This is a genomic window from Agromyces bauzanensis (genome assembly GCF_014645655.1).
In the GTDB taxonomy this organism is placed as follows: domain Bacteria; phylum Actinomycetota; class Actinomycetes; order Actinomycetales; family Microbacteriaceae; genus Agromyces; species Agromyces bauzanensis.
Genome location: NZ_BMMD01000030.1, coordinates 1 through 21115, shown reverse-complemented (window position 1 = coordinate 21115; position 21115 = coordinate 1). Strand labels below are relative to the sequence as shown.

Sequence of the window (21115 nt, the reverse complement as noted above, 5' to 3'; positions counted from 1 at the left end):
TGAGGCAACGACTCCGGATAGTGCACTCCCGCGGCAGGACTCTCAATCACGACCTCACGCTAGGCGGGACCCCCGACATCACGTCAGCGAAATGGATACCCACTTTCGAGATTTCAAGGAGCTTTCACGATGAAGGTTGCAGTACTGGGCACCGGGATCGTCGGCCGGACCCTCGCGGCCAGGCTTGCGGAACTGGGCGATGAGGTGACCGTCGGCACCCGCGATGTCGAGGCGACCATGGCGCGCACCGAGCCCGACGCGATGGGCAACCCGCCCTTCGCCGAATGGGCGCACGCCCACCCGCAGGTGACGCCGGCCACGTTCGCGCACGCAGCCGTCGACGCCGAGCTGGTGGTGAACGCGACCTCGGGGAACGCGTCGATCGCGGCACTGGAGGCGGCCGGCCGTGAGAACCTGGCCGGCAAGGTGCTCCTCGACATCGCCAACCCCCTTGACTACTCGAAGGGGTTCCCGCCCAGCCTGTCCGTCAGCAACACCGACTCCCTGGCCGAGCAGATCCAGGCCGCCTTCCCCGAGGCCAAGGTGGTCAAGTCGCTGAACACCATGAACGCCTCCCTCATGGCCGACCCCCGCCGGCTCGCCGACGGCGACCACACGGTCTTCGTCTCCGGCAACGACGCCGACGCGAAGCAGGTCGTGACCGAGTTGCTGCAAACCTTCGGCCACACCGACGTCATCGACCTCGGCGACCTCAGCACGGCCCGCGGCGCCGAGACCGTCCTCCCCATCTGGATTCGTCTGTGGGGTGCTCTCGGCGTCCCGATGTTCCAGTTCAAGATCGTCCGCTGAGCTGCGTCGAGACGTACCAGACTGGAGAGAGCAATGGCTGACAACACAGAATCCTCGATGACCGCAAAGACCGTCCTCGTCACCGGTGGCACTGGCGGGATCGGCAAGGCCACCGCCGAAGGGCTCGCCCGACTGGGCGCCCGAGTCGGCATCGTCGGCCGCGACGCCACCCGCGCCGAGGCCGCCGCGGCCGACATCCGCGTGAAGTCGGGCAATCCAGCGGTCGACGTGTTCACCGCCGACATGTCCTCTCAGGCCGAGGTACGCCGCCTCGCGGCGGAAGTGCTCGACGCATACCCCCGCCTCGACGTGCTGGTCAACAACGTGGGCGGGTTCTGGGCGCACCGGCACGTCACGGCGGACGGCTTGGAACACACCTTCGCGCTCAACCACCTTGCGTCGTTCCTGCTCACCAACCTGCTGCTGGAGCGACTCGAAGCCAGCGCACCCGCGCGAGTGGTCACGGTCTCGTCCGGTGCCCAGTCCATGGGCCGCATCGATTTCGATGACCTGCAGGACACGCGCAGCTACTCGGGGCAACGGGCCTACAACCAGTCGAAGCTGGCCAACGTGATGTTCACGTACGAGCTCGCCCGTCGCCTCGAGGGCAGCGGAGTGACCGCAACCGTGCTGCACCCGGGCGTCACCCGAACCGACGCGGCGGCGGCTTCCCGTCTGTGGCAGGTCAGCAGCGATCTGGTCGGGCTCTCGGCCGCCCAGCGCTGACCGCCACGCCTGCGCAGCCGCAGGAATACTGGGCATATGCTGTGAGTTGAGTCAAGTACGCTCAAGTCTTGCGGCGTCAACTTGACACCTCAAGACGGCGCTGAAACACTTGAGCCGTCGGGACTCAAGTCCCGGTGGAACAGACTTCGGTTGCGGGCCAGGACGGCCGAACCGACCGCCGATGGAGTGTGCGCGGCATCCGCTCGCTCGCTCCTGGCAGAAGGAGAACACACATGTCACGTGCAGTAGGAATCGACCTCGGCACGACCAACTCGGTCGTCTCGGTCCTCGAGGGCGGCGAGCCCGTCGTCATCGCCAACGCGGAGGGCTTCCGCACGACTCCGTCGGTGGTCGCGTTCACCAAGGAGGGCGAGGTGCTCGTCGGCGAGACCGCGAAGCGCCAGGCCGTCACGAACGTCGACCGCACCATCGCGTCGGTCAAGCGCCACATGGGCACCGACTGGAAGCGGGAGATCGACGGCAAGCAGTACACGCCGCAGGAGATCTCGGCGCGCATCCTGCAGAAGCTGAAGCGCGACGCCGAGCAGTACCTGGGCGACACCGTCACCGACGCGGTGATCACCGTGCCGGCGTACTTCAACGACGCCGAGCGCCAGGCCACGAAGGAGGCTGGTGAGATCGCGGGCCTCAACGTGCTGCGCATCATCAACGAGCCGACTGCGGCCGCGCTCGCCTACGGCCTCGACAAGGGCAAGGAGGATGAGCTCATCCTCGTCTTCGACCTCGGTGGCGGCACGTTCGACGTGTCCCTCCTCGAGGTGGGCAAGGACGAGGACTTCTCGACCATCCAGGTGCGCGCCACGGCCGGTGACAACCGCCTCGGCGGCGACGACTGGGACCAGCGCGTCGTCGAGTGGCTGATCAAGCGCTTCAAGGACTCGACGGGCGTCGACGTCTCGAAGGACAAGATCGCCCTCCAGCGCCTCAAGGAGGCCGCCGAGCAGGCGAAGAAGGAGCTGAGCTCTGGCATGTCGACCAGCATCCAGCTGCCCTACCTCTCGCTCACCGAGAACGGCCCCGCCAACCTCGACGAGACGCTCACGCGCGCCCAGTTCGAGAACATGACGAGCGACCTGCTCGACCGCACCAAGAAGCCGTTCGACGACGTCATCCGCGAGGCCGGCATCAAGGTGTCGGACATCGCGCACGTCGTGCTCGTCGGCGGTTCGACGCGAATGCCTGCGGTCTCCGAGCTCGTGAAGCAGGAGACCGGCGGCAAGGAGCCCAACAAGGGCGTGAACCCCGACGAGGTCGTCGCCGTGGGCGCCGCCCTCCAGGCGGGCGTCCTCAAGGGCGAGCGCAAGGACGTGCTGCTCATCGATGTCACCCCCCTCAGCCTCGGCATCGAGACCAAGGGCGGCATCATGACGAAGCTCATCGAGCGCAACACGGCCATCCCCACCAAGCGCAGCGAGACCTTCACGACCGCCGACGACAGCCAGCCGTCGGTCGCCATCCAGGTCTTCCAGGGTGAGCGCGAGTTCACGCGCGACAACAAGCCGCTCGGCACGTTCGAGCTCACCGGCATCGCGCCGGCGCCCCGGGGCATCCCGCAGATCGAGGTCACCTTCGACATCGATGCCAACGGCATCGTGCACGTCGGCGCCAAGGACAAGGGCACCGGCAAGGAGCAGTCGATGACGATCTCGGGCGGCTCGGCCCTCCCCAAGGAGGACGTGGAGCGCATGGTGCGCGATGCCGAGGAGCACGCGGCCGAAGACAAGAAGCGCCGCGAATCGGCCGAGACCCGCAACTCCGCCGAGCAGCTGGCCTACCAGGTCGAGAAGCTCATCAAGGACAACGACGAGAAGCTCCCCGCCGACGTCAAGTCCGAGGTGCAGGGCGACGTCGACGCGCTGAAGTCGGCGCTCGCGGGCGATGACGACGACGCCGTGAAGAGCGCGTTCGAGAAGCTCTCGCAGTCGCAGACCAAGCTCGGCGAGGCGATCTACGCGCAGGGCCAGCAGGCGGATGCCACGGCCAACCCCGGTGAGGACGCGACCGCGTCGGGCGCCGCGGGCGGCGAGACCTCCGACGAGGATGTGGTCGACGCCGAGGTCATCGACGACGAGGACCCTTCGACGAGCTCAGGGCAGGCGAGGTAATCGATGTCCGATGAGAACCAGAACCACGAAGAGCCGGTGATCCGCGACAAGCGGCGCATCGACCCGGAGACCGGGGAGGTTCGTCAGCCGCCGGCCGATGCCGAGGGTGCCGCCGAGGTGACGGATGCCGCGGCCGACGCTGCTGCGGCATCCGACTCCACTGACGGCGACGCGGAGGCGCCCGAAGCCGAGGACGAGCGCGAGCTCACGGTCGAGGACATCCTGAACGCGGCCCAGGCCGAGGTGCAGGAGCCGAGCGACGAGCACCTCGCAGACCTCAAGCGGGTCACCGCCGAATACGCGAACTACCGCAAGCGGACCGAGGCGAACCGCGAGGTCGAGCGCGAGCGCGCGGTCGGCGCGGTCGTGTCGCTCCTGCTGCCGGTGCTCGACGACCTCGATCGGGCCGAGAAGCACGGCGACCTCGAGGGCGACGCGCCGTTCGCCACGATCGCGGCGAAGTTGCGGGTGGCGACGGCGAAGCTCGGCCTCCAGCCGTTCGGAGAGGTCGGCGAGCCGTTCGACCCGCAGCAGCACGAGGCGATCTTCCAGCAGCACTCCGATGAGGTCGAGACCGACACCGTGGCCGACGTCGTGGAGACGGGCTACACGCTCGGCGGAACGCTGCTGCGCCCCGCCAAGGTCGTCGTCACGACGCCGCAGTAGCGGCATCCGGTGGATGTTTCCGTTCCCACCCGACGTGCCCTATGCAATGGGCACGGCAGGTGGGAACGGAAACACTGGAATGATGTTGAACGAGGGAGGAGGTGCCGATGGCCAGTCAGGATTGGTTCGACAAGGACTTCTACCAGGTGCTCGGCGTCTCCAAGGACGCGAGCAACGCCGACATCAAGAAGGCGTACCGCAAGCTCGCGCGCAAGTTCCACCCCGACCAGAACCCCGGCGACGCCGCCGCCGAGGCGAAGTTCAAGGAGATCAGCGAGGCGCACTCGGTGCTCTCCGACGCCGAGGAGCGCAAGGAGTACGACGCGATCCGCGCGATGGGCTCCGGCGCCCGATTCACGGCGCCGGGCGGTGCCGGCGGCGCGGGCGGATTCGAGGACGTCTTCGGCACGATGTTCGGCGGCCCGGGCGGTCGCACGCGGTACACGTACCAGCAGGGCGGCGACTACGACGACCTGCTCGGAGGACTGTTCGGGGGCGGCCGGTTCGGCCAGCCGAGCGGCGGCTATCGCGGCTTCGGCGGTCCGACGCGAGGGCGGGATGTCGCGGCGTCGACGACGCTCGACTTCATCACCGCCACCAAGGGCGACCAGATCACGCTGCAGACGGCCGACGGCCGGCCCATCACCGTGCGCATTCCGGCGGGGGTCGCCGACGGGCAGAAGATCAAGCTCCGCGGCAAGGGACATCCGTCACCCGACGGCGGCGAGGCCGGCGACCTGATCCTCACCGTCAACGTACGCAAGCACCCGGTCTTCGAGCGCGACGGCCTGAACCTGCGCGTCACGGTGCCCGTGACGTTCGCCGAGGCCGCGCTCGGCGCGACCATCCAGGTGCCCACGCTCGGCGGCGACCCAGTGAAGCTCAAGGTCGCGCCCGGCACGCCGAGCGGCCGGGTGCTGCGCGTCAAGGGTCGCGGCGTCGAGACGTCGAAGGGCACGGGCGACCTGCTCGCGGTCGTGCAGGTCGCGGTGCCGTCGCACCTGTCGAAGGACGCCGCGGAGAAGCTCAGGGCGTTCATCTCCGAACTGCCGGACGAGAACCCGCGCGACGACCTCATCACCCGCGCGAAGGGCTGACGCCGTGAACGAGACGAGCCCCCTGTTCGTCATCTCGGTGGCCGCCGGACTCGCGGGCATGCACCCGCAGACCCTTCGGCAGTACGACCGTCTGGGTCTGGTGTCACCGACCCGCACGGCGGGCAAGTCGCGCCGCTACTCGATGCGCGACGTCGTGCAGCTACGCGAGATCGCCCAGCTGTCGAGCGAGGGCGTGAGCCTCGAGGGCATCCGTCGCGTGCTCGGCCTCGAGGACGAGGTCTCGATGCTCCGCCGGCGCGTGCGCGAGCTCGAAGCGGCGCTCGCCGACGAGATGCTCAACCGGCCCGGTCGACGTGTCTTCGCCGCGGGTTCCGAGGGCGAGGTGGTCTCGCTGCGGGCGGGCACGCGTGTGCGCCGCGAGAACGCCGTCGTGGTGTGGCGGCCGCTCGAGCGCGAGTAGCGGGCACCTACCAGGCCGACGCCGGGGCCTCGATGATCGGCACGGGCGATGTCGTCCAGTCCGCACCGTTGCCGTAGTGGCTCGACGCCCAGGGTGACGCCCAGATCGCCTGGGCCACCGCGTGCGCCGAGGTACCGTCTTCGAGCGCGGCCACGATGGCGGCGTAGAACGAGCGCTTCAGCAGGTTGTCGGCCGCGTACCGGGCCGCCGTGTCGAGGCTGTCGTAGCTACCGAGCCCGGAGCCGCCGCCCGACCCGTGGCCGTTGTTCAGCGGGTTGTTGCGGTTCCACCAGTTGTCGGGACCGTTCTCCTCGCGCATCCACTGCAGCATCACGGTGACGTTCTCGTCAGTCAGCGGCCAGTCGCCGTAGATGAGCACGAGCTTCGCCCAGTCGGCGTTCGTGCCCGACGCGATGAGCGTCTGGGCCCCGGTGGTCGCCGTGTACGACTCCTGCGAGACGGCGGGGGCTGCGACATCTGGGGCGACGCTCAGCGTCTGCGTGTCGCCGGCGTGGGTCTCGCCCGCAGCCGACGAAGCGGTGAGCCCGACCGGCTGCGGCGCGAGCGCGAGGGTCAGGCCGAGCGAGAGCACGGCGAGCGCGGCCGCGAGGGGTGCCAGACGCCGCGCCGCGCGGGCAGGAGCGACGGATGCCGCGACCGCATGCCCGGCCGCGTGCCCGTGCTGCCGGCGCCGCGTCGTGTTCCGCATCCGCGGCCGAGGGTAGCAAACGCACCTGCGCGCCGCACCCGTATCCGGCCGTGCCGCATAGCCTTGGAGGATGCAGTTCGACCTCGGCGCGCTGCGCCGGCATCCCGATGTCGAGGGCCCGGGACTCGAGGCGTCGGATGCCGCGGACCGCCTGATCCTCGACGAGGCTGCGACGCTCATCGGCGATGTCGGGCCCGGCGGACTCGTCGTCGTCGACGACGCGTACGGGGCGCTCGCACTCGGTGCGGCGGCGGCGGGGGCTCGCGGCATCCGGGTGCACCAGGACCTCATCACGGGCGAGCGCGCCCTCGCGCAGAACGCCGAGCGCACGGGTCACGCGGCCGAGGTGCGCTCGCTGCCGCTCGGCGTGGAGCTCCTCGGCGGGGCGCGCCTCGTGCTGCTGCGCCTGCCGCGCTCGCTCGACCGGCTCGACGAGGTGGTGGGACTCATCGCGGCACACGCCGCGCCCGACGCCGTGATCGTCGCGGGCGCGCGCATCAAGCACATGACCCTCGCGATGAACGACGTGCTGGGCGCGTGGTTCGAGCGGGTCGACGTGTCGCACGCACGGCAGAAGTCGCGCGTGCTGACCGCGCGCGATCCCCGCGACGCGCGGCAGCCGCCCGCTCCGGGCTGGCCGCGCGGTGAACGGCACGATGACCTCGGCGTCACGGTCGTGGCGCACGGCGGCGTCTTCGCCGGCGCCGGCGTCGACATCGGCACGCGGCTCCTGCTTGGAGAGCTCGGCGGGGCCGTGCCGGATGCCGCGTCCGCCGTCGACCTCGCGTGCGGGTCGGGCGTGGCGGCCGCCTGGCTCGTGGGCGCCCGCCCGAGCATGCGCGTGACGGCGACCGACCGGTCGGCGGCGGCCGCGGCATCCGCTCGCGCGACGGCCGAGGTGAACGCGGTCGCCGACCGCGTGCAGGTGACGCGGGCCGACGGACTCGAACTGCTGCCCGACGCGAGCGAGCCGCTCATCGTGCTGAATCCGCCGTTCCACTCGGATGCCGCGCTGCACACCGGCATCGCCCGGCACCTATTCGACGACGCCGGCCGGGTGCTCGCGCCGGGCGGCGAGCTCTGGTGCGTGTGGAACTCGCACCTGGGGTACCGGCCGCTGCTCGAGCGACTGGTCGGACCGACCCGGCAGGTGGCCCGCAATCCGAAGTTCACGGTGACGGCGTCGGGGCGGCCGTGAGGCCGACGCGAGTCGAGCGTGGCGCGTCGTCCGGGTTTCGTGACGCGCGAGGTCGTGTCAGGCTGGAGAGGTGACCAGCACGCTCGAGCAGCTCGACACCGACAGGACCACGCGCGTGGCGTCGGAGGAGCCGTGGCGCACGATCGTGTGGGACGATCCCGTGAACCTCATGACGTACGTGAGCTACGTGTTCCGCAGCTACTTCGGGTATCCGCGGGAGGAGGCCGAACGCCTCATGCTGAAGGTGCACACCGAGGGGCGCGCGGTAGTCGCGACGGGCAACCGCGAGGCCATGGAACGGCACGTCGAGGCCATGCACGGCTACGGCCTGCAGGCCACGGTGTCGAGGGGCGAGCCGTGATCGTCGCCGGGCGCAGCGGAGGCGAGGGCGTGCGCCTCGTGCTCGAGGCCGAGGAGGCGATGCTGCTCTCCGAGCTCGCCGACCAGGTCGACTCGGTGCTCCTGCTCGGCGAGGCCGACGACCCCGCGCTCGGGCGGCTGCTCCCGAACGCCTACCCCGATGACGCGACCTCATCGCGGGAGTTCTCGCGGTACACCCGCGACAGTCTCGTCGACGGCAAGCGCCAGGCCGCACAGCGCGTGCGCGACGCGACCGCGGTGGACGACGGCGGCGACGCCGTCGTGCAGATCGAGCTCGACCAGTCGGAGGCATGGGGGTGGCTGACGTTCCTGACCGACCTCAGACTCATCCTCGCCGAGCGCGTCGGCATCATCGAGGAGGGCGACGACGCGGCATCCGAGACACGCGACGACTACCTGCGCGCCGCCTACGAGTGGGCGGGGTTCGTGCAGGGCTCCATGCTCGAGGTGCTCGACCCGACCGACTCCTGAGCATGCGAACGGGGTCGGATGCCGCGGCATCCGACCCCATCGCCGTCGTTCGCTAGACGTTCTGCGTCGGGTGCGCGAGCGCCTTCGACTTCAGGAGGTCGTACTCCCCCTGGCTGATGGTGCCGGCGTCGAGCAGCGCCTTGGCCTTGGCGATCTCGTCGGCCGGGCTCGCTGCGGTGCCCGCCGTCTGCCGGATGTACTCGTCGGTGGCCGCCTGGTACTGCTTCGCCTCACGCTGCGACCTTTCGGCCATGCCGCCGCCGCGCGCGATGAGGTACACGAGGGCGGTCAGGAACGGCACGAAGATCAGGAAGAGGATCCACACCGCCTTCCACCAGCCGTTCAGCTTTTGATCACGGAACAGGTCGCCGATGATCGCGAACAGGGCGAAGAGGTAGGCGGTGAACGCGAAGATCCACAAGAACCACCAGATCACATCACCGAAATTGTTCCAGAAGTTCATGTCCAGCTTCCGATCTCTCTCTGAGCGCCCCCCAGTGAGCGCCGTTGTGGGCAACCTACCGCGTGGCGTGTCCGCACGTCCAGAGGTGCCGGGGTCTACGCTCGGTCTGGGGAGGGTCGTTTGGCGGGATGCACGCGAGCCTACGTGCAGCGACCGCTGGGAGGAGCCCACGATGAGCCTTGCTCGGACGCCGACTGAGGGTGGTGCGTCGCCACGACAGCTGCTGGTGCTCGCCATCCCCGCGATCATCGTCGGCGTGTTCGCGGCCCTGCTGCTGTGGAGCCTCGAGCAGCTGGCCGACCTGCTGGGCGGCGTGCTCTGGAAGACCGCGCCCGATGCGCTCGGAGTCGACCCCAACGGATGGTGGATCGTGCTGATCCTCACCCTCACCGGTCTCGCCGTCGGCCTCGGGTTGCGGTTCATGCCGGGGCACGGCGGGCCGGACTCCGCGACGACCGAGCTGATCGGACCGCCGCTGCCGCTGCGCGTGCTGCCGGGCCTGGCGCTCGTGACGATCTTCAGCCTCGCGGGCGGCGTGAGCCTCGGCCCCGAAAACCCGATCATCGCGATCAACGGCGCGATCGCGGTGGCGCTGCTCACCCGCCTGCTTCCGCAGGTTCCTCGGCAGATCTCGCTGCTCATCGCCGGCTCGGCGACCGTTGGCGCACTGTTCGGCACGCCGGTGGCCGCGGCGCTGCTGTTCACGGGCATCGTCGCTGCGGCGAAGGGGGGCGGATCGCTGTGGGACAGGCTGTTCCTTCCCATCGCCGCAGCGGGATCGGGCGCGATCACGATGCACCTGCTCGGGTCCCCGTCACTCGACTTCGACCTGCCGCCGTATGGAAGCCCGCAGGCCATCGACCTGCTCACAGGTTCGCTCGTCGCGTGCGGTGCGGTCGCGATCTCGCTCGCAGCGCTCGTCGCGTTCCCGGTCCTCTGGCGTGGCCTGCATGCGCTGCGGCATCCGATCATCATCCCGCTCGTCGGCGGCTTCCTGCTGGGCATCCTCGGCCTCATCGGCGGGCCGATCACGATGTTCAAGGGATTGGCGCAGATCGGCGACCTGCTGGAGGACCCGGGCGCATACGACGGCGGGCAGCTGGCGTTGATCGCCGGCATCAAGCTTCTGGCATTGCTGGTGGCGGCGAGTGCGCTCTTCCGGGGCGGCCGAATCTTCCCGGCGACGTTCATCGGCGTCGCCCTCGGGATGCTCGGGCACGTGCTGATCCCGGGCCTTCCGCTCGGCCTCGCGGTGGCGTGCGGCATCCTGGGCGTCGTGCTCGTCATCGGCCGTGACGGGTGGCTCGCGATCTTCATCGGTGTCGCGATCCCCGGTGACATCACGTTGCTGCCCATGCTGTGCGTCATCATCCTGCCCGCGTGGCTGCTCGTGTCGTGGGCACCCGAGTTCCGCATCGTGCCGCCGGCGCCCGCACCTGTGCCGACAGGCATTTCCGACGGCACGGCCGCCCACTAGTCTCGCGACCTTCAGGACGGCGCGGCCACGTGCAGCGATCGCCGCTCTCGCCGATCGCACCACCTGACCGAACGCGGCTCGCGCCGCAAGAAGGGGACACCTCATGGGATCCGCCATGGGAGACATCCTCCCGCTCGCACTCGGCGTCGCGATCAGCCCCGTGCCGATCATCGCCGCGATCCTGATGCTGCTCTCTCCGAAGGCGAAGGGCACGAGTGTCGGGTTCCTCATCGGCTGGGTGCTCGGCATCGTCATCGCCGTCACGCTGTTCACGCTGCTCGCCTCGGTCATCCCCGAGCAGGACCCGGATGTCTCGAAGCCGATCACCGGAACGATCAAGCTCCTCCTCGGCGCCGCCCTGCTCTTCCTCGTGGTGCGGCAGTGGCGCAGCCGCCCGAAGTCCGGCGAGACCGCCGCGCTGCCGAAGTGGATGTCGGCCATCGACACGATGACCGCCGGCCGTGGCCTCGTGATCGGCTTCCTCCTCTCGGCGGTGAACCCGAAGAACCTGCTGATGGCGGTGGGCGCAGGCCTGATCATCGGCGCGGCCGGGCTCAGCGGCGGCGAGGTCGCGATCGTGATCGTGGTATTCACCCTCATCGCCGCAAGCACCGTGGCCATTCCGGTGATCGCCTACCTGCTCGCGTCCAAGCGCATGGCCGCGCCGCTCGAGGCGCTGCGCACGTGGCTCGTGCAGAACAACGCGACCGTCATGGCGCTGCTGCTGCTCGTGATCGGCGTCGTCGTGATCGGCAAGGGCATCGCGAACTTCTGAGTGCCGAGTCCCCCGAGTTCCGTTCCGGCTCTGGCGTCGCCGGGGGCGCGCGGATAGTCTGCAATCACACCGGCTGAAGGGGGAATCATGGCGGGTTTCGAGTACGGGCCTGTCGAGCTGTACCTCGTGGGGTTCGAGGGCGACCGGCCCGACGACGGCACGCTCGAGGCGATCGCAGAGCTCATCGAGGGCGGTGAGATCAGGCTGATCGACCTGCTCGTGATCTCCCGCGACGAAGACGGCACTGTGTCGTTCACCGATTGGGAGGACGTGAGCGAAGAATACGGCTTCGGCACCATCGAGCTCGAGGTCGCCGGCCTCGTCGCCGACGAAGACGCGCAGGAGCTTGCGCAGGGCCTCCCGGCCGGCACCTCCGGCGCCCTCCTCGCGATCGAGCTGCAGTGGGCCAAGCGCCTCGCGTCGAAGTTCGCCGCCTCGGGCGGCGTGGTCCTGCGGACCGAGCGCATTCCCGCGCCGGTCGTCAACGCCGTGCTTGCTGAAGCCGAAGGGGAGTAATCATGCTCAGGAGAATGGGACGACCGGGACTCATCGGCATGGCCGCACGCACGGCCGTGGTCGCCGGCACTGCCACGGCCGTCGCGGGCGGGGTGCGCTCGCACCAGGACGCGAAGGCGAATCAGCAGTACGAGGCGCAGCAATACGAGGCGCAGCAGCAGCAGGCGGCGATGGATGCCGCGGCGGCGAACGCAGTCGCGCAGCAGCAGGCGGCGCAGGCAGCCGCGGCACCCGCACCCGCGGCTGCCGGCACCGACATCGTCGCCGAGCTGCAGAAGCTCGGCGCACTCCACGACCAGGGCATCCTGAGCGACGACGAGTTCGCTGCGGCGAAGGCGAAGCTGCTCGGGTGACGGCCGCGCTCCGGGCGATCTCGACGGCCGTCCCGTCGACGCTGCTGGTGCAGTCCGAGGTGCGCGACGTCTTCGCCGCGCAGCCCGGGCTGAACCGGCTCGCCCAGCGCATCGTGGCGACCTCGTTCAACGCGTCGGGCATCGACAAGCGCCACACGGTGCTCGAAGGGCTCAGTCGGGATGCGCAACCCCGAGGTGCCCGTCTTCTTCGACTTCGAGAGCGGCGAGCTGCTTCTGCCGGGCACGAAGGCGCGCAACGAGATCTACGCCGAAGCGGCGACCAAGCTCTACGTGGGCGCGGCCGTGGGCAACGAGGTGCTCGCGTCTGCGAGCGAGGAGTAGGGGAAGTCATGCCGATCAGGACGATGGGCCGTCCCGGCCTCATAGGGATGGCCACGCGCACCGCGGTCATCGCCGGCACCGCGACCGCGGTCAGCGGCGACGTCGCACGGCGTCAGAACGCGCGGGGGCGACAGCCGTGCGGGGCCGAGCAGTACCAGGCGCAGCAGGCGGCGCCCGCAGCACCCGCCGCCGGCGGTGACGTCGTCGCCGAGCTGCAGAAGCTGGCCGCCCTGAAAGAGCAGGCCATCCTCGACGACGCCGAGTTCGCCGCGGCGAAGGCGAAGCGCTGGGCTGACCCGACGGGATGACTGAGGCGGAGACCCGCGAACGCGGGCGCTGGCACCGGGTGACCGACATTCTCGGCGTGTTCCTGCTCTCTGTCGTTGCCGTCCTGACGGCATGGTGCGGCTTCGAGGCCTCGAAGTGGAGCGGGGAGATGTCGATCGCGTTCAGCCAAGCGTCGAGCGCGCGCATCCAGGCGGCGAACGCCGACGGCGAGGCGCGGTCCGCGCGCTCGTTCGACCTGACGATCTATGCGTCGTTCCTCCAGGCGGTCGGCGAGGGGAACGAAGAGCTCGCCGACTACATCCGGGAGCGGTTCACGCCCGAGTTCCGTGTCGCCTACGACGCCTGGGTCGAGGACGGCATGGTCGAGCACGCCCCGTTCGCGCGGGAGGAGTACGTCCCCGAGGGCAGCGTCGAAGCGGTCGAGCTGAACGCGCTCGCCGACGAGAAGTTCACCCAAGCGCTCGAGGACAACCAGCGAGGCGACAACTACTCGTTGCTGACCGTGCTGTTCGCGCTCGTGCTCTTCCTCACGGCGATGTCGCAGCGCGAGCTCGTGCCTTGGGTGGGGCGCACGCTGCTCGGCCTCGCGATCGTCGTGGCGGTGGTTGGAGTGGTCATCCTGACGACCTTCCCGATCCGGATCTGACGAGGCGGTCGACGACGATCCCGACTTCGAGCGGAGACTTCCTGCCGCGTCGCTCGGTGAGTATGGTCAGATCGGGGGATGCCGTGGGACGACCGCTGGAAGGGCTCGATCGGCGGAACGTCGTGCGCGAACTCGGGGCCGGGGTGACCCTGCTGGCGATCGCCGTGCCGCTGAACATCGGCTACGCGCAGATCGCAGGGCTCCCGCCGACCGCCGGGCTGTACGCGCTCGTGATCCCGGCGATCGTCTACGCGCTGACGGTCTCGTCGCGACAGCTCGTCGCGTCGCCGGATGCCGCGGCGGCCGCGCTCGTCGCGTCCTCCCTCGTCGGGCTCGCCGCGGCCGGGGCCGGCGACTACGCGACGATGGCGCTCGCACAGGCGATCCTCAGCGGCGCGATGTTCCTGTTCGCGTCGGTCTTCAAGCTCGGCTTCCTCGCGAGCTTCCTGTCCAAGCCGATCCTCGTCGGCTTCGTCGGCGGCCTCGCGCTCGACATCCTGGTCAGTCAGGTCGCGAAGATGCTCGGCGTCTCGATCGACTCGGGCGAAGAGTTCGTGGGCAAGCTCGTGGGGCTCGTCACGAGCCTGGCCGACGTCGACGCGTGGTCGGTCGCGATCGCGGCCGGCGCCGTGGCGATCCTCCTGGTCGGACGCCGGGTCGCGCGGGCGGTGCCGTGGGCGCTCGTCGTGCTCGTGCTCGCGACCGTCCTCGTGGTCGTCGCGGATCTCGAGGAGGCCGGCGTGGACGTGCTCGGCGAGGTGCCCGCGGGGCCGCCGACGCTCACTTGGCCGATGCTCGAGTGGACGACCTGGCTGGCGCTCGTGCCATCGGCCCTCGCCCTGACCATGGTGACCATGGCCGAAGGGCTGCTCGTCGCGCGGTCCTACGCCGAGCGCCGCGGATACCGGGACGAGCCGAACCGCGACCTGTTCGCTTTCGGCCTCGGAAACATCGCGGCGGGCGCGAGCGGCGGATTCGCGGTCGGGGCGTCCACGTCGCGCACCGCGGCCATGGACCAGGCGGGGGCGCGCACGCAGTTGCCCGCGCTCGTCGCGGCCGCGGGAACGCTGCTGCTGCTCATCTTCGGCACCGCGCTGCTCGCCGACATCCCGTCGCCGGCCATCGGGGCCGTCGTCGCGGTCGCGATCATCCCGCTGCTCGGCATCCGCGAGTTCGCCGTGCTCTGGCGGCTCGACCGCTTCGAGTTCGCCGTCGGCGCGGCGTGTTTCCTCACGACCCTGTTCATCGGGGCCATCCCGGGCATCCTCGTCGCGTTCGTGCTCGCGCTGGTCAATCTCGCGAGCCGCGCGGCCCGGCCTGCCCTCGACGTGCTGGCCTCGGACGGCGAGCCGACGGACTCGCTGCTCGACCCGGCGCCCGCCGGGAGCGTCACCGCGCCCGCCGTGGTCGTGGTCCGGCTCGCGGCGCCGCTGTTCTTCGCCAACGCCGCGTCGTTCGACGCGGCGGTCAAGCGCGCGGTCACCGATGCCGTCGAACCCGTGCACCACGTGGTGCTCGACTGCGAGGCGATCACCGACCTCGACGTCACGGGCGCCGAGGCGTTCGAGTCGCTGCGCTCATGGCTGCGCGATCGCGACGTGACGCTCGCGATGAGCCGCATGCGACCGGGCGCACGTCGCCGGTGCGAGAAGTTCGGGTTGCTCGACGGGGTCGAGATCCACCCAACCAACCGGGCGGCGCTCGCCGCCGCGGACCACGCGGCATCCGCCGCGCACGACGACGAGGAGGACGCCCATGGGCGCGGCCATCGGTGACATCCTGCCACTCGCAGTGGGGATCGCGATCAGCCCGATCCCGATCATCGCCGCCATCCTGATGCTGCTCTCGCCGAAGGCGCGGAGCACGAGCGTCGGGTTCCTCGGCGGGTGGGTGCTCGGTATCGCGGTCGCGGCGACCGCGTTCACGCTGCTCTCGTCGGTGCTGCCCGAGAGCGACGAGGATGCCGCGAACCCGGTCACCGCCGTCATCCAGCTGGTACTCGGGGCGGGTCTGCTGTTCCTCGCCCTCCGCCAGTGGCGGTCGCGCCCGGCACCAGGGGTCGAGCCGCCGCTTCCGAAGTGGATGGCGGGCATCGACACGATGACCGCCGGCCGCGCACTCGGGCTGGGCTTCCTGCTCGCCGCGGTGAATCCGAAGAACCTGCTCCTCGGTGCCGCCGCCGGCGTCGCGGTCGGCTCCGCCGGACTGGATCCGGGCGCGATAGTGGTCGTGCTGCTCGTGTTCACGGTCATCGCCGCGGCATCCGTCGCCCTGCCCGTGATCGCGTACCTCGTGGCATCCGACCGCATGGCCGCACCGCTCGAGCGACTGCGCGCCTGGCTCGTCCACAACAACGCGACCGTCATGGCCGTGCTCCTGCTCGTGATCGGCGCCGTGCTGATCGGCAAGGGGATCGGCAACTTCTGACCTCGGCGCCGCACCTCGGCGCCGGAGAGTCCCATCTGGGGAATGGAGAGGAACACATGAAGCAGAACGAAGCGACCGAGGCGATCCGAGCGCAGCAGCGCGAACTCGCGGCATCGCTGCCGTTCGACGACACCCGCGACCTCGGGGCGACCGACCGCGGGTTCATCGCGGCGTTCGAGCCCGGCGTCGTGCACCGCGACGATGGCGCCGAGGCGTGGGATGCGAACGAGTTCGCCTTCATCACCGGCGACGCGCCGGACACCGTGAACCCGAGCCTCTGGCGACAGTCGACGCTCGTGTCGAAGCAGGGCCTGTACGAGGTGGTCGAGGGCATCTACCAGGTGCGCGGGCTCGACCTGTCCAACATCAGCTTCGTCGAGGGCGACACGGGAGTGATCGTCATCGACCCGCTCATCTCGAAGGAGACTGCCGCGGCGGCGCTCGGCCTCTACCGCGCACACCGCGGCGACCGGCCGGTCGTGGCGGTGATCTCCACCCACAGCCACATCGACCACTTCGGCGGCGTACTCGGCATCGTGAGCCATGAGGAGGTGCACGCCGGCGGCGTGCAGGTCATCGCACCGGTGGGATTCGTCGGCGAGGCGGTCGCCGAGAACGTCTACGCGGGCACGGCCATGGCGCGTCGCGCGGGCTACATGTACGGCGCTGCGCTCGAGCGCGGCCCGAGGGGCGCCGTCGGTGCGGGTCTCGGCCAGTCGACGTCGACGGGGACGCCCGGCATTCTCGTGCCCACGCTCGAGATCCGGACGACCGGCGAGACGCACGTGATCGACGGCGTCGAGATCGAGTTCCAGATGGCGCCCGGAACCGAGGCCCCGGCCGAGATGCACTTCCTGTTCCCGCAGCGCCGTGCGTTGTGCATGGCCGAGAACGCGACCCACAACCTGCACAACCTGCTGACGCTGCGCGGCGCGCTCGTGCGCGACCCGCACGTCTGGTCGAAGTACCTCACCGAGGCGATCGAGCGGTTCGGCGACCGCGCCGACGTCGTCTTCGCCTCGCATCACTGGCCGACGTGGGGCGGCGACGAGATCCGCGAGTTCCTGGGACTCCAGCGCGACCTCTACGCCTACCTGCACGACCAGACGCTGCGCATGCTGAACCAGGGCCTGACCGGCGCCGAGATCGCCGAGGAGATCCAGTTGCCTCCGGCGCTCGAGAACGCCTGGCACGCGCGCGGCTACTACGGCGCGGTCAGCCACAACGTGAAGGCGATCTACCAGCGGTACATGGGCTGGTTCGACGGCAACCCCGCCCGGCTCTGGCCGCACCCGCCGCAGCCGCTCGCCGAGCGGTACGTCGCTGCGATCGGCGGTGTCGACCGCGTGGTGGAGCTCGCACAGGCAGCCTACGACGCGGGCGACTTCCGTTGGGCGGCCACGTTGCTCGACCACGCGGTGTTCGCCGACCGTGACCACGCAGCGGCTCGTGCGCTGTACGCGGACGCGCTCGAGCAGCTCGCCTACGGGTCGGAGAACGGCACCTGGCGGAACTTCTACCTCTCGGGCGCCACCGAGCTGCGCGGCGAGAACTTCGGCACGCCGACGACGACGGCCGCACCCGAGATCCTCGCCCAGCTCACGCCCGAGCAGCTGCTCGACTCGATCGCGATCTCGGTGGACGGCCCCAGCGCATGGGACCTCGACCTCGCGTTCGACCTCGCGTTCAGCGACCTCGACCGGAACTTCCGCGTGACGCTCAGGAACGGCGTGTTCGTCTACGTCGAGAAGTCGGCCGATCCCGGCAGTGCGCAGGCGACGCTCACGCTCGCCAAGCCGCGCCTGCTGGCACTCGTCGGTGGCGACCACGGGAGCGAGGGCGTGAGCATCGACGGCGATGCCGGAGTTCTCGAGCAGCTGCTGTCGGCGCTCCAGAAGGGTGATCCGTCCTTCGACATCGTCCTTCCGTGACGTCGGGAGGGGAGGCGCCCGTATGGTGGGCTCCATGAGCGGAACGGCGCTTCCCGTCCCCGGCGGAACGAGCGTGCCCGGAGCTGTGACGGTCATCGCGACGCTGCTCGTCCTCGTCGCCCTCTGGTTCGGTCGCGAACTCGTCGCGCCGCTCGCGCTCGCCGTGGTGTTGGTGGTCATCGTGCACCCGGTACGGTATCCGCTCGAACGCCGCGGCTGGCCGCGCTGGGCCGCGACGACGGTGGTCATCGCGGTCGCGTACCTGATCCTCGGCATGCTCGCGGCGCTGCTCGTGTTCGCGGGCGTCGAGTTCGCCGACCTCGTGGTCGACGTCGTCGACGAGCTGCAGGCGGCAGGGGCATCCGTCACCGCCTGGCTCAAGTCGGTCGGCCTCGGCGAGCAGCTCGCCGACGCGACCGCGTCCGCGCTCGACCCGTCGGCACTGCTCGACCTTGCGGAGGGGCTCGGCGGGTGGCTGCTCGGGTTCCTCACCGCGGCCTTCTTCGTGCTCGCGTACGTGATCTTCATGGCCGCCGACGCGGCACGGTACCGGCGCGCCGAGCTCGAGTTCGGCCCGGGGATCCGGCCGCGCCTCGGCCGAGTGCGCGCGCTGAACTCGTCGATCCGGCGCTACTACGTCGTGAACGCGTCGTTCGGCGCGGTCGTCGCGATCATCGACGGCCTCGCGCTCTGGGCGCTCGGGATCCCGGTCCCGGCGGTGTGGGCGATCCTCGCGTTCGTCACGAACTTCATCCCGAACATCGGGTTCGTGCTCGGGCTCGTGCCGCCCACGGTGCTGGCGTTCGTCGTCGGCGGCGTGCCGCTGCTGCTCGCGGTCATCGCCATCTACTCGGTGGTGAACGTCGTCCTGCAGGTGCTCGTGCAGCCGAAGTTCGTCAGCGACGCCGTCGACCTCTCGCTCACGCTGAGCTTCTTCTCGGTCGTGTTCTGGACCTTCGTGATCGGCCCGCTCGGCGCCATCCTCTCGATCCCGTTGACGCTCACCGCGCGCGAGGCGCTGCTCGGGGACGGGCAGAGATGGCTGCGGTGGCTCTCGGGCAATGCGGCGCTGACCGGCCCACGGGGCGGGCGGCAGCCGGAACGCGCGGCCGAGGATCCGGAACCGGCGTCCGGGCCGTCGATGCAGGCCTCCGAACCGGCCGGCCGCACTCCCGAAGGGCGCGGCGGATGACCGAGCCTGAGCCTCGCCCGGAGCGACCGGGGACCCGTCGGGATCGGGTGCCGGGTGGTGCGCGCCTACGACGCCTCCTCCGCCGGGAGACGCTCGGCAAGGACGCCGTCGCGGGCGTGGTGCTCGGCATCGAGAGCGTGCCAGACGGGCTCGCGAGCGGCCTGCTCGCCGGAGTCAATCCCATCGCCGGCCTGTACGCGTACCTCTTCGGCATGCTCGGTGCCGCGTTCTTCACGAGCAGCTCGTTCATGGCGGTCCAGGCGACCGGGGCGATGGCGCTCGTGGTCGCCGACACCGACCTCGGCTCCCGGCCCGACCCCGACCGCGCGCTCTTCACCCTCGCGATGCTCACGGGCGTCGTGATGATCGTCGCCGGACTGCTCCGCGCCGGGCGGATGCTGCGTTTCGTCCCGACCGCCGTCATGACCGGGTTCGTCACGGCGGTGGGCGTGAACATCGTCCTCGGGCAGCTGTCGAACCTCACGGGCTACGAGAGCCAGGCAGCCAACCGGGTGACGCGTGCGCTCGACCTCGTCTTCAACATCACGCGGATCGACCTCGCCACGACCGTGGTCGGCGTCGCGACGCTCGCCCTCATCGTCGTCCTGACCAGGACGCGGCTCGCCTCGTTCGGCCTCGTGGCGGCCGTCGCCGCCGGCTCGTTCCTCGCCTGGGCGAGCACGGCCTGGCTCGGGTTCCCGGTCGCCACCGTCGCCGACATCGCCGACGTGCCCACCGGGCTGCCCGCGCCCGCGCTGCCGAGCCTCGACGACCTCTGGTTCCTCGCCCTGCCGGCCCTGTCGCTCGCGTTCGTCGGCCTCATCCAGGGCGCTGCCGTGTCCGCTGGCGTGCCGAATCTCGACGGCCGCCCCGCCGACGCCTCCCGCGATTTCGTCGGTCAGGGCGTCGGCAACGTCGTCGCAGGGCTGTTCCGCGGGATGCCGGTGGGCGGGTCGATGTCGGCGTCGGCGCTGATCACGGCGGCCGGAGCGCGGACCCGTCTCGCGCTCGTCTTCGCGAGCGGCGTGATGGCGGCCGTGATCCTGTTCGCCTCGGGGGCGGTGGCGTTCGTCGCGATGCCGTCGCTCGCGGCGCTTCTCATCGTGGTCGGCATCGGGTCGATCAAGCCGGCGAGGGTGGTCTCGGTCACCAAGACCGGCGTGCTGCAGACCACGGTCATGGTGGTGACGTTCGTCCTCACGCTGCTCGTGCCGCTCCAGTTCGCCGTGCTGGTCGGCGTGGGGCTCGGCATCATCCTGTTCGTCGTCCAGCAATCCAATCGGATCCGCGTGCGCCGGGTCGTCATCGAGGCCGAGGGCCGGATGCAGGAGACTGATCCCGTTCCCACGGTGCCCGCCGGCGAGGTCGTCGTTCTCCAGCCCTACGGCAGCCTCTTCTTCGCGAGCGCACCGGTCTTCGAGTCGCGCCTTCCGGCCGTCGCGGAGACCTCCCGCGGTTCGGTCGTGATCCTCCGGCTCCGCGGGGTCGACCAGCTCGGCATCTCGCTCGTCGAGGTGCTGCGGCGCTATGCCGACGACCTCCGGCAGCACGGGTCCGCGCTGCGGCTCGTCGTCAGCAGCGACGAGGTGGTCGCGCAGCTTCGCCACGGCGGCGTGACGGAGGTCGTCGGCGAGGACGGCGTGTACCACGGCACGGCGTGGCTCGGCGAGACGCTTCGGGCCGCGCACCAGGACGCGCTGGAGTGGGTCGCGTCCCATCGTGCATGAACGTGCCGACCATCCGCTCGGAACGCTGGATCGACCGGGTGCCGACGGTTAGTCTGCCGAGGAGGGGGGTCGCCATGCCGCAGTTCCGACCGATCACTACGAGGAGCACGGCGTGAGCGCCGGGGTGTCGCTCCGCGCCGTCTCGACCGCCGTGCCGCCCACGGTGCTCGTGCAGCCCGAGGTGCGCGACGTGTTCGCCGCGCAACCGGGACTCAACCGGCTCGCGCAACGCATCGTTGCGACGAGCTTCAACGTCTCGGGCATCGAGACCCGGCACACCGTGCTCGAAGAGCTCAGCCGCGACGCGCATCCCGACGAACCGGTGTTCTTCGACATCGAAAGCGGCGAGCTGCTGCGGCCCGGCACCAAGGCG

Annotated in this window: 23 protein-coding genes and 1 pseudogene; 22 read left to right on the top strand and 2 right to left on the bottom strand. The window is 70.2% G+C overall.

Annotated features, from left to right (window positions below; genetic code table 11):
* Positions 1 to 129 precede the first annotated feature (129 nt).
* The 6 genes from IEX31_RS17230 (at position 130) to IEX31_RS17205 (ending at position 5846) form a co-directional block, all read left to right on the top strand.
* Positions 130 to 810, top strand: coding sequence for an NADPH-dependent F420 reductase (locus tag IEX31_RS17230; RefSeq protein ID WP_188744630.1), 681 nt, complete (start codon positions 130 to 132; stop codon positions 808 to 810).
* Positions 811 to 867: 57 nt separating this feature from the next.
* Positions 868 to 1536 (top strand): SDR family NAD(P)-dependent oxidoreductase, encoded by a 669-nt coding sequence (locus IEX31_RS17225; RefSeq protein ID WP_229662463.1) that lies wholly within the window; start codon positions 868 to 870, stop codon positions 1534 to 1536.
* 233 nt (positions 1537 to 1769) lie between these two features.
* The gene (dnaK, locus tag IEX31_RS17220; RefSeq protein ID WP_188744628.1) at positions 1770 to 3662 is read left to right on the top strand and encodes a molecular chaperone DnaK; all 1893 of its coding nucleotides are present in this window, start codon (positions 1770 to 1772) and stop codon (positions 3660 to 3662) included.
* 3 nt (positions 3663 to 3665) lie between these two features.
* Positions 3666 to 4328, top strand: coding sequence for a nucleotide exchange factor GrpE (locus tag IEX31_RS17215; protein WP_188744627.1), 663 nt, complete (start codon positions 3666 to 3668; stop codon positions 4326 to 4328).
* Between the two features lie 107 nt (positions 4329 to 4435).
* Entirely contained in the window at positions 4436 to 5425 is a 990-nt protein-coding gene (locus tag IEX31_RS17210; protein ID WP_188744626.1) for a DnaJ C-terminal domain-containing protein, read from the top strand.
* Between the two features lie 4 nt (positions 5426 to 5429).
* Entirely contained in the window at positions 5430 to 5846 is a 417-nt protein-coding gene (locus IEX31_RS17205; RefSeq protein WP_188744625.1) for a heat shock protein transcriptional repressor HspR, read from the top strand.
* Between the two features lie 7 nt (positions 5847 to 5853).
* Here the strand turns inward: IEX31_RS17205 and IEX31_RS17200 are convergent, their stop codons facing one another.
* Positions 5854 to 6555, bottom strand: coding sequence for a hypothetical protein (locus tag IEX31_RS17200; protein ID WP_188744624.1), 702 nt, complete (start codon positions 6553 to 6555; stop codon positions 5854 to 5856).
* Positions 6556 to 6625: 70 nt separating this feature from the next.
* Between IEX31_RS17200 and IEX31_RS17195 the strand changes: the two genes are divergently transcribed.
* From IEX31_RS17195 to IEX31_RS17185, 3 genes are all read left to right on the top strand, one after another.
* Positions 6626 to 7753 carry a class I SAM-dependent methyltransferase gene (locus IEX31_RS17195; protein ID WP_188744623.1) on the top strand — a complete coding sequence of 376 codons (1128 nt, stop codon included), beginning with the start codon at positions 6626 to 6628 and terminating at the stop codon, positions 7751 to 7753.
* Positions 7754 to 7823: 70 nt separating this feature from the next.
* On the top strand, positions 7824 to 8114 hold the full coding sequence (gene clpS / locus IEX31_RS17190; RefSeq protein ID WP_229662462.1) for an ATP-dependent Clp protease adapter ClpS: 291 nt from the start codon (positions 7824 to 7826) through the stop codon (positions 8112 to 8114).
* The gene (locus tag IEX31_RS17185; RefSeq protein ID WP_188744622.1) at positions 8111 to 8605 is read left to right on the top strand and encodes a DUF2017 family protein; all 495 of its coding nucleotides are present in this window, start codon (positions 8111 to 8113) and stop codon (positions 8603 to 8605) included. The genes clpS and IEX31_RS17185 overlap by 4 nt, the downstream gene beginning before the upstream one ends.
* A gap of 52 nt (positions 8606 to 8657) precedes the next feature.
* Here IEX31_RS17185 and IEX31_RS17180 read toward each other — a convergent pair whose 3' ends face one another.
* Positions 8658 to 9068 carry an SHOCT domain-containing protein gene (locus tag IEX31_RS17180; RefSeq protein WP_188744621.1) on the bottom strand — a complete coding sequence of 137 codons (411 nt, stop codon included), beginning with the start codon at positions 9066 to 9068 and terminating at the stop codon, positions 8658 to 8660.
* A gap of 172 nt (positions 9069 to 9240) precedes the next feature.
* Here IEX31_RS17180 and IEX31_RS17175 point away from each other — a divergent pair, with 172 nt between their 5' ends.
* From IEX31_RS17175 to IEX31_RS17115, 13 genes and pseudogenes are all read left to right on the top strand, one after another.
* A complete protein-coding gene (locus IEX31_RS17175; RefSeq protein WP_188744620.1) occupies positions 9241 to 10545 on the top strand; it encodes an ion channel protein in 1305 nt (434 codons plus the stop codon).
* A 115-nt stretch (positions 10546 to 10660) separates the two neighbouring features.
* Entirely contained in the window at positions 10661 to 11320 is a 660-nt protein-coding gene (locus IEX31_RS17170; protein WP_229662461.1) for a GAP family protein, read from the top strand.
* Between the two features lie 87 nt (positions 11321 to 11407).
* Positions 11408 to 11836 carry a DUF6325 family protein gene (locus IEX31_RS17165; RefSeq protein WP_188744618.1) on the top strand — a complete coding sequence of 143 codons (429 nt, stop codon included), beginning with the start codon at positions 11408 to 11410 and terminating at the stop codon, positions 11834 to 11836.
* A gap of 14 nt (positions 11837 to 11850) precedes the next feature.
* A complete protein-coding gene (locus tag IEX31_RS17160; RefSeq protein ID WP_188744617.1) occupies positions 11851 to 12189 on the top strand; it encodes an SHOCT domain-containing protein in 339 nt (112 codons plus the stop codon).
* Positions 12190 to 12369: 180 nt separating this feature from the next.
* Complete coding sequence (locus tag IEX31_RS17155) at positions 12370 to 12531, top strand: hypothetical protein (RefSeq protein WP_188744616.1); 162 nt, start codon at positions 12370 to 12372, stop codon at positions 12529 to 12531.
* Positions 12532 to 12539: 8 nt separating this feature from the next.
* The gene (locus IEX31_RS17150) at positions 12540 to 12839 is read left to right on the top strand and encodes an SHOCT domain-containing protein (protein WP_229662460.1); all 300 of its coding nucleotides are present in this window, start codon (positions 12540 to 12542) and stop codon (positions 12837 to 12839) included.
* Positions 12836 to 13465: a hypothetical protein gene (locus IEX31_RS17145; protein ID WP_188744615.1), complete on the top strand. Its 630-nt coding sequence runs from the start codon at positions 12836 to 12838 to the stop codon at positions 13463 to 13465. Before IEX31_RS17150 ends, IEX31_RS17145 begins: the two co-directional genes overlap by 4 nt.
* An 83-nt stretch (positions 13466 to 13548) precedes the next feature.
* Positions 13549 to 15240 carry a SulP family inorganic anion transporter gene (locus tag IEX31_RS17140; protein ID WP_229662459.1) on the top strand — a complete coding sequence of 564 codons (1692 nt, stop codon included), beginning with the start codon at positions 13549 to 13551 and terminating at the stop codon, positions 15238 to 15240.
* On the top strand, positions 15221 to 15892 hold the full coding sequence (locus tag IEX31_RS17135) for a GAP family protein (RefSeq protein WP_188744614.1): 672 nt from the start codon (positions 15221 to 15223) through the stop codon (positions 15890 to 15892). Before IEX31_RS17140 ends, IEX31_RS17135 begins: the two co-directional genes overlap by 20 nt.
* Positions 15893 to 15948: 56 nt before the next feature.
* Positions 15949 to 17823 carry an alkyl/aryl-sulfatase gene (locus IEX31_RS17130; RefSeq protein ID WP_188744613.1) on the top strand — a complete coding sequence of 625 codons (1875 nt, stop codon included), beginning with the start codon at positions 15949 to 15951 and terminating at the stop codon, positions 17821 to 17823.
* 34 nt (positions 17824 to 17857) lie between these two features.
* Positions 17858 to 19015 (top strand): AI-2E family transporter, encoded by a 1158-nt coding sequence (locus tag IEX31_RS17125; protein WP_188744612.1) that lies wholly within the window; start codon positions 17858 to 17860, stop codon positions 19013 to 19015.
* Positions 19012 to 20742: a SulP family inorganic anion transporter gene (locus IEX31_RS17120; protein ID WP_188744611.1), complete on the top strand. Its 1731-nt coding sequence runs from the start codon at positions 19012 to 19014 to the stop codon at positions 20740 to 20742. The genes IEX31_RS17125 and IEX31_RS17120 overlap by 4 nt, the downstream gene beginning before the upstream one ends.
* Positions 20743 to 20854: 112 nt before the next feature.
* A pseudogene (locus IEX31_RS17115) lies at positions 20855 to 21115 on the top strand (type III polyketide synthase); the annotation flags it as partial.

What these genes read in the sequence shown, in the direction of transcription:
- IEX31_RS17230 (WP_188744630.1), top strand. Translation starts at nt 130, where the DNA reads ATGAAGGTTGCAGTACTGGGCACCGGGATCGTCGGCCGGACCCTCGCG.
- IEX31_RS17225 (WP_229662463.1), top strand. Translation starts at nt 868, where the DNA reads ATGACCGCAAAGACCGTCCTCGTCACCGGTGGCACTGGCGGGATCGGC.
- dnaK (WP_188744628.1), top strand. Translation starts at nt 1,770, where the DNA reads ATGTCACGTGCAGTAGGAATCGACCTCGGCACGACCAACTCGGTCGTC.
- IEX31_RS17215 (WP_188744627.1), top strand. Translation starts at nt 3,666, where the DNA reads ATGTCCGATGAGAACCAGAACCACGAAGAGCCGGTGATCCGCGACAAG.
- IEX31_RS17210 (WP_188744626.1), top strand. Translation starts at nt 4,436, where the DNA reads ATGGCCAGTCAGGATTGGTTCGACAAGGACTTCTACCAGGTGCTCGGC.
- IEX31_RS17200 (WP_188744624.1), bottom strand. Translation starts at nt 6,555, where the DNA reads ATGCGGAACACGACGCGGCGCCGGCAGCACGGGCACGCGGCCGGGCAT.
- IEX31_RS17195 (WP_188744623.1), top strand. Translation starts at nt 6,626, where the DNA reads ATGCAGTTCGACCTCGGCGCGCTGCGCCGGCATCCCGATGTCGAGGGC.
- IEX31_RS17180 (WP_188744621.1), bottom strand. Translation starts at nt 9,068, where the DNA reads ATGAACTTCTGGAACAATTTCGGTGATGTGATCTGGTGGTTCTTGTGG.
- IEX31_RS17175 (WP_188744620.1), top strand. Translation starts at nt 9,241, where the DNA reads ATGAGCCTTGCTCGGACGCCGACTGAGGGTGGTGCGTCGCCACGACAG.
- IEX31_RS17170 (WP_229662461.1), top strand. Translation starts at nt 10,661, where the DNA reads ATGGGAGACATCCTCCCGCTCGCACTCGGCGTCGCGATCAGCCCCGTG.
- IEX31_RS17165 (WP_188744618.1), top strand. Translation starts at nt 11,408, where the DNA reads ATGGCGGGTTTCGAGTACGGGCCTGTCGAGCTGTACCTCGTGGGGTTC.
- IEX31_RS17160 (WP_188744617.1), top strand. Translation starts at nt 11,851, where the DNA reads ATGGGACGACCGGGACTCATCGGCATGGCCGCACGCACGGCCGTGGTC.
- IEX31_RS17155 (WP_188744616.1), top strand. Translation starts at nt 12,370, where the DNA reads ATGCGCAACCCCGAGGTGCCCGTCTTCTTCGACTTCGAGAGCGGCGAG.
- IEX31_RS17150 (WP_229662460.1), top strand. Translation starts at nt 12,540, where the DNA reads ATGCCGATCAGGACGATGGGCCGTCCCGGCCTCATAGGGATGGCCACG.
- IEX31_RS17145 (WP_188744615.1), top strand. Translation starts at nt 12,836, where the DNA reads ATGACTGAGGCGGAGACCCGCGAACGCGGGCGCTGGCACCGGGTGACC.
- IEX31_RS17135 (WP_188744614.1), top strand. Translation starts at nt 15,221, where the DNA reads ATGGGCGCGGCCATCGGTGACATCCTGCCACTCGCAGTGGGGATCGCG.
- IEX31_RS17130 (WP_188744613.1), top strand. Translation starts at nt 15,949, where the DNA reads ATGAAGCAGAACGAAGCGACCGAGGCGATCCGAGCGCAGCAGCGCGAA.
- IEX31_RS17125 (WP_188744612.1), top strand. Translation starts at nt 17,858, where the DNA reads ATGAGCGGAACGGCGCTTCCCGTCCCCGGCGGAACGAGCGTGCCCGGA.
- IEX31_RS17120 (WP_188744611.1), top strand. Translation starts at nt 19,012, where the DNA reads ATGACCGAGCCTGAGCCTCGCCCGGAGCGACCGGGGACCCGTCGGGAT.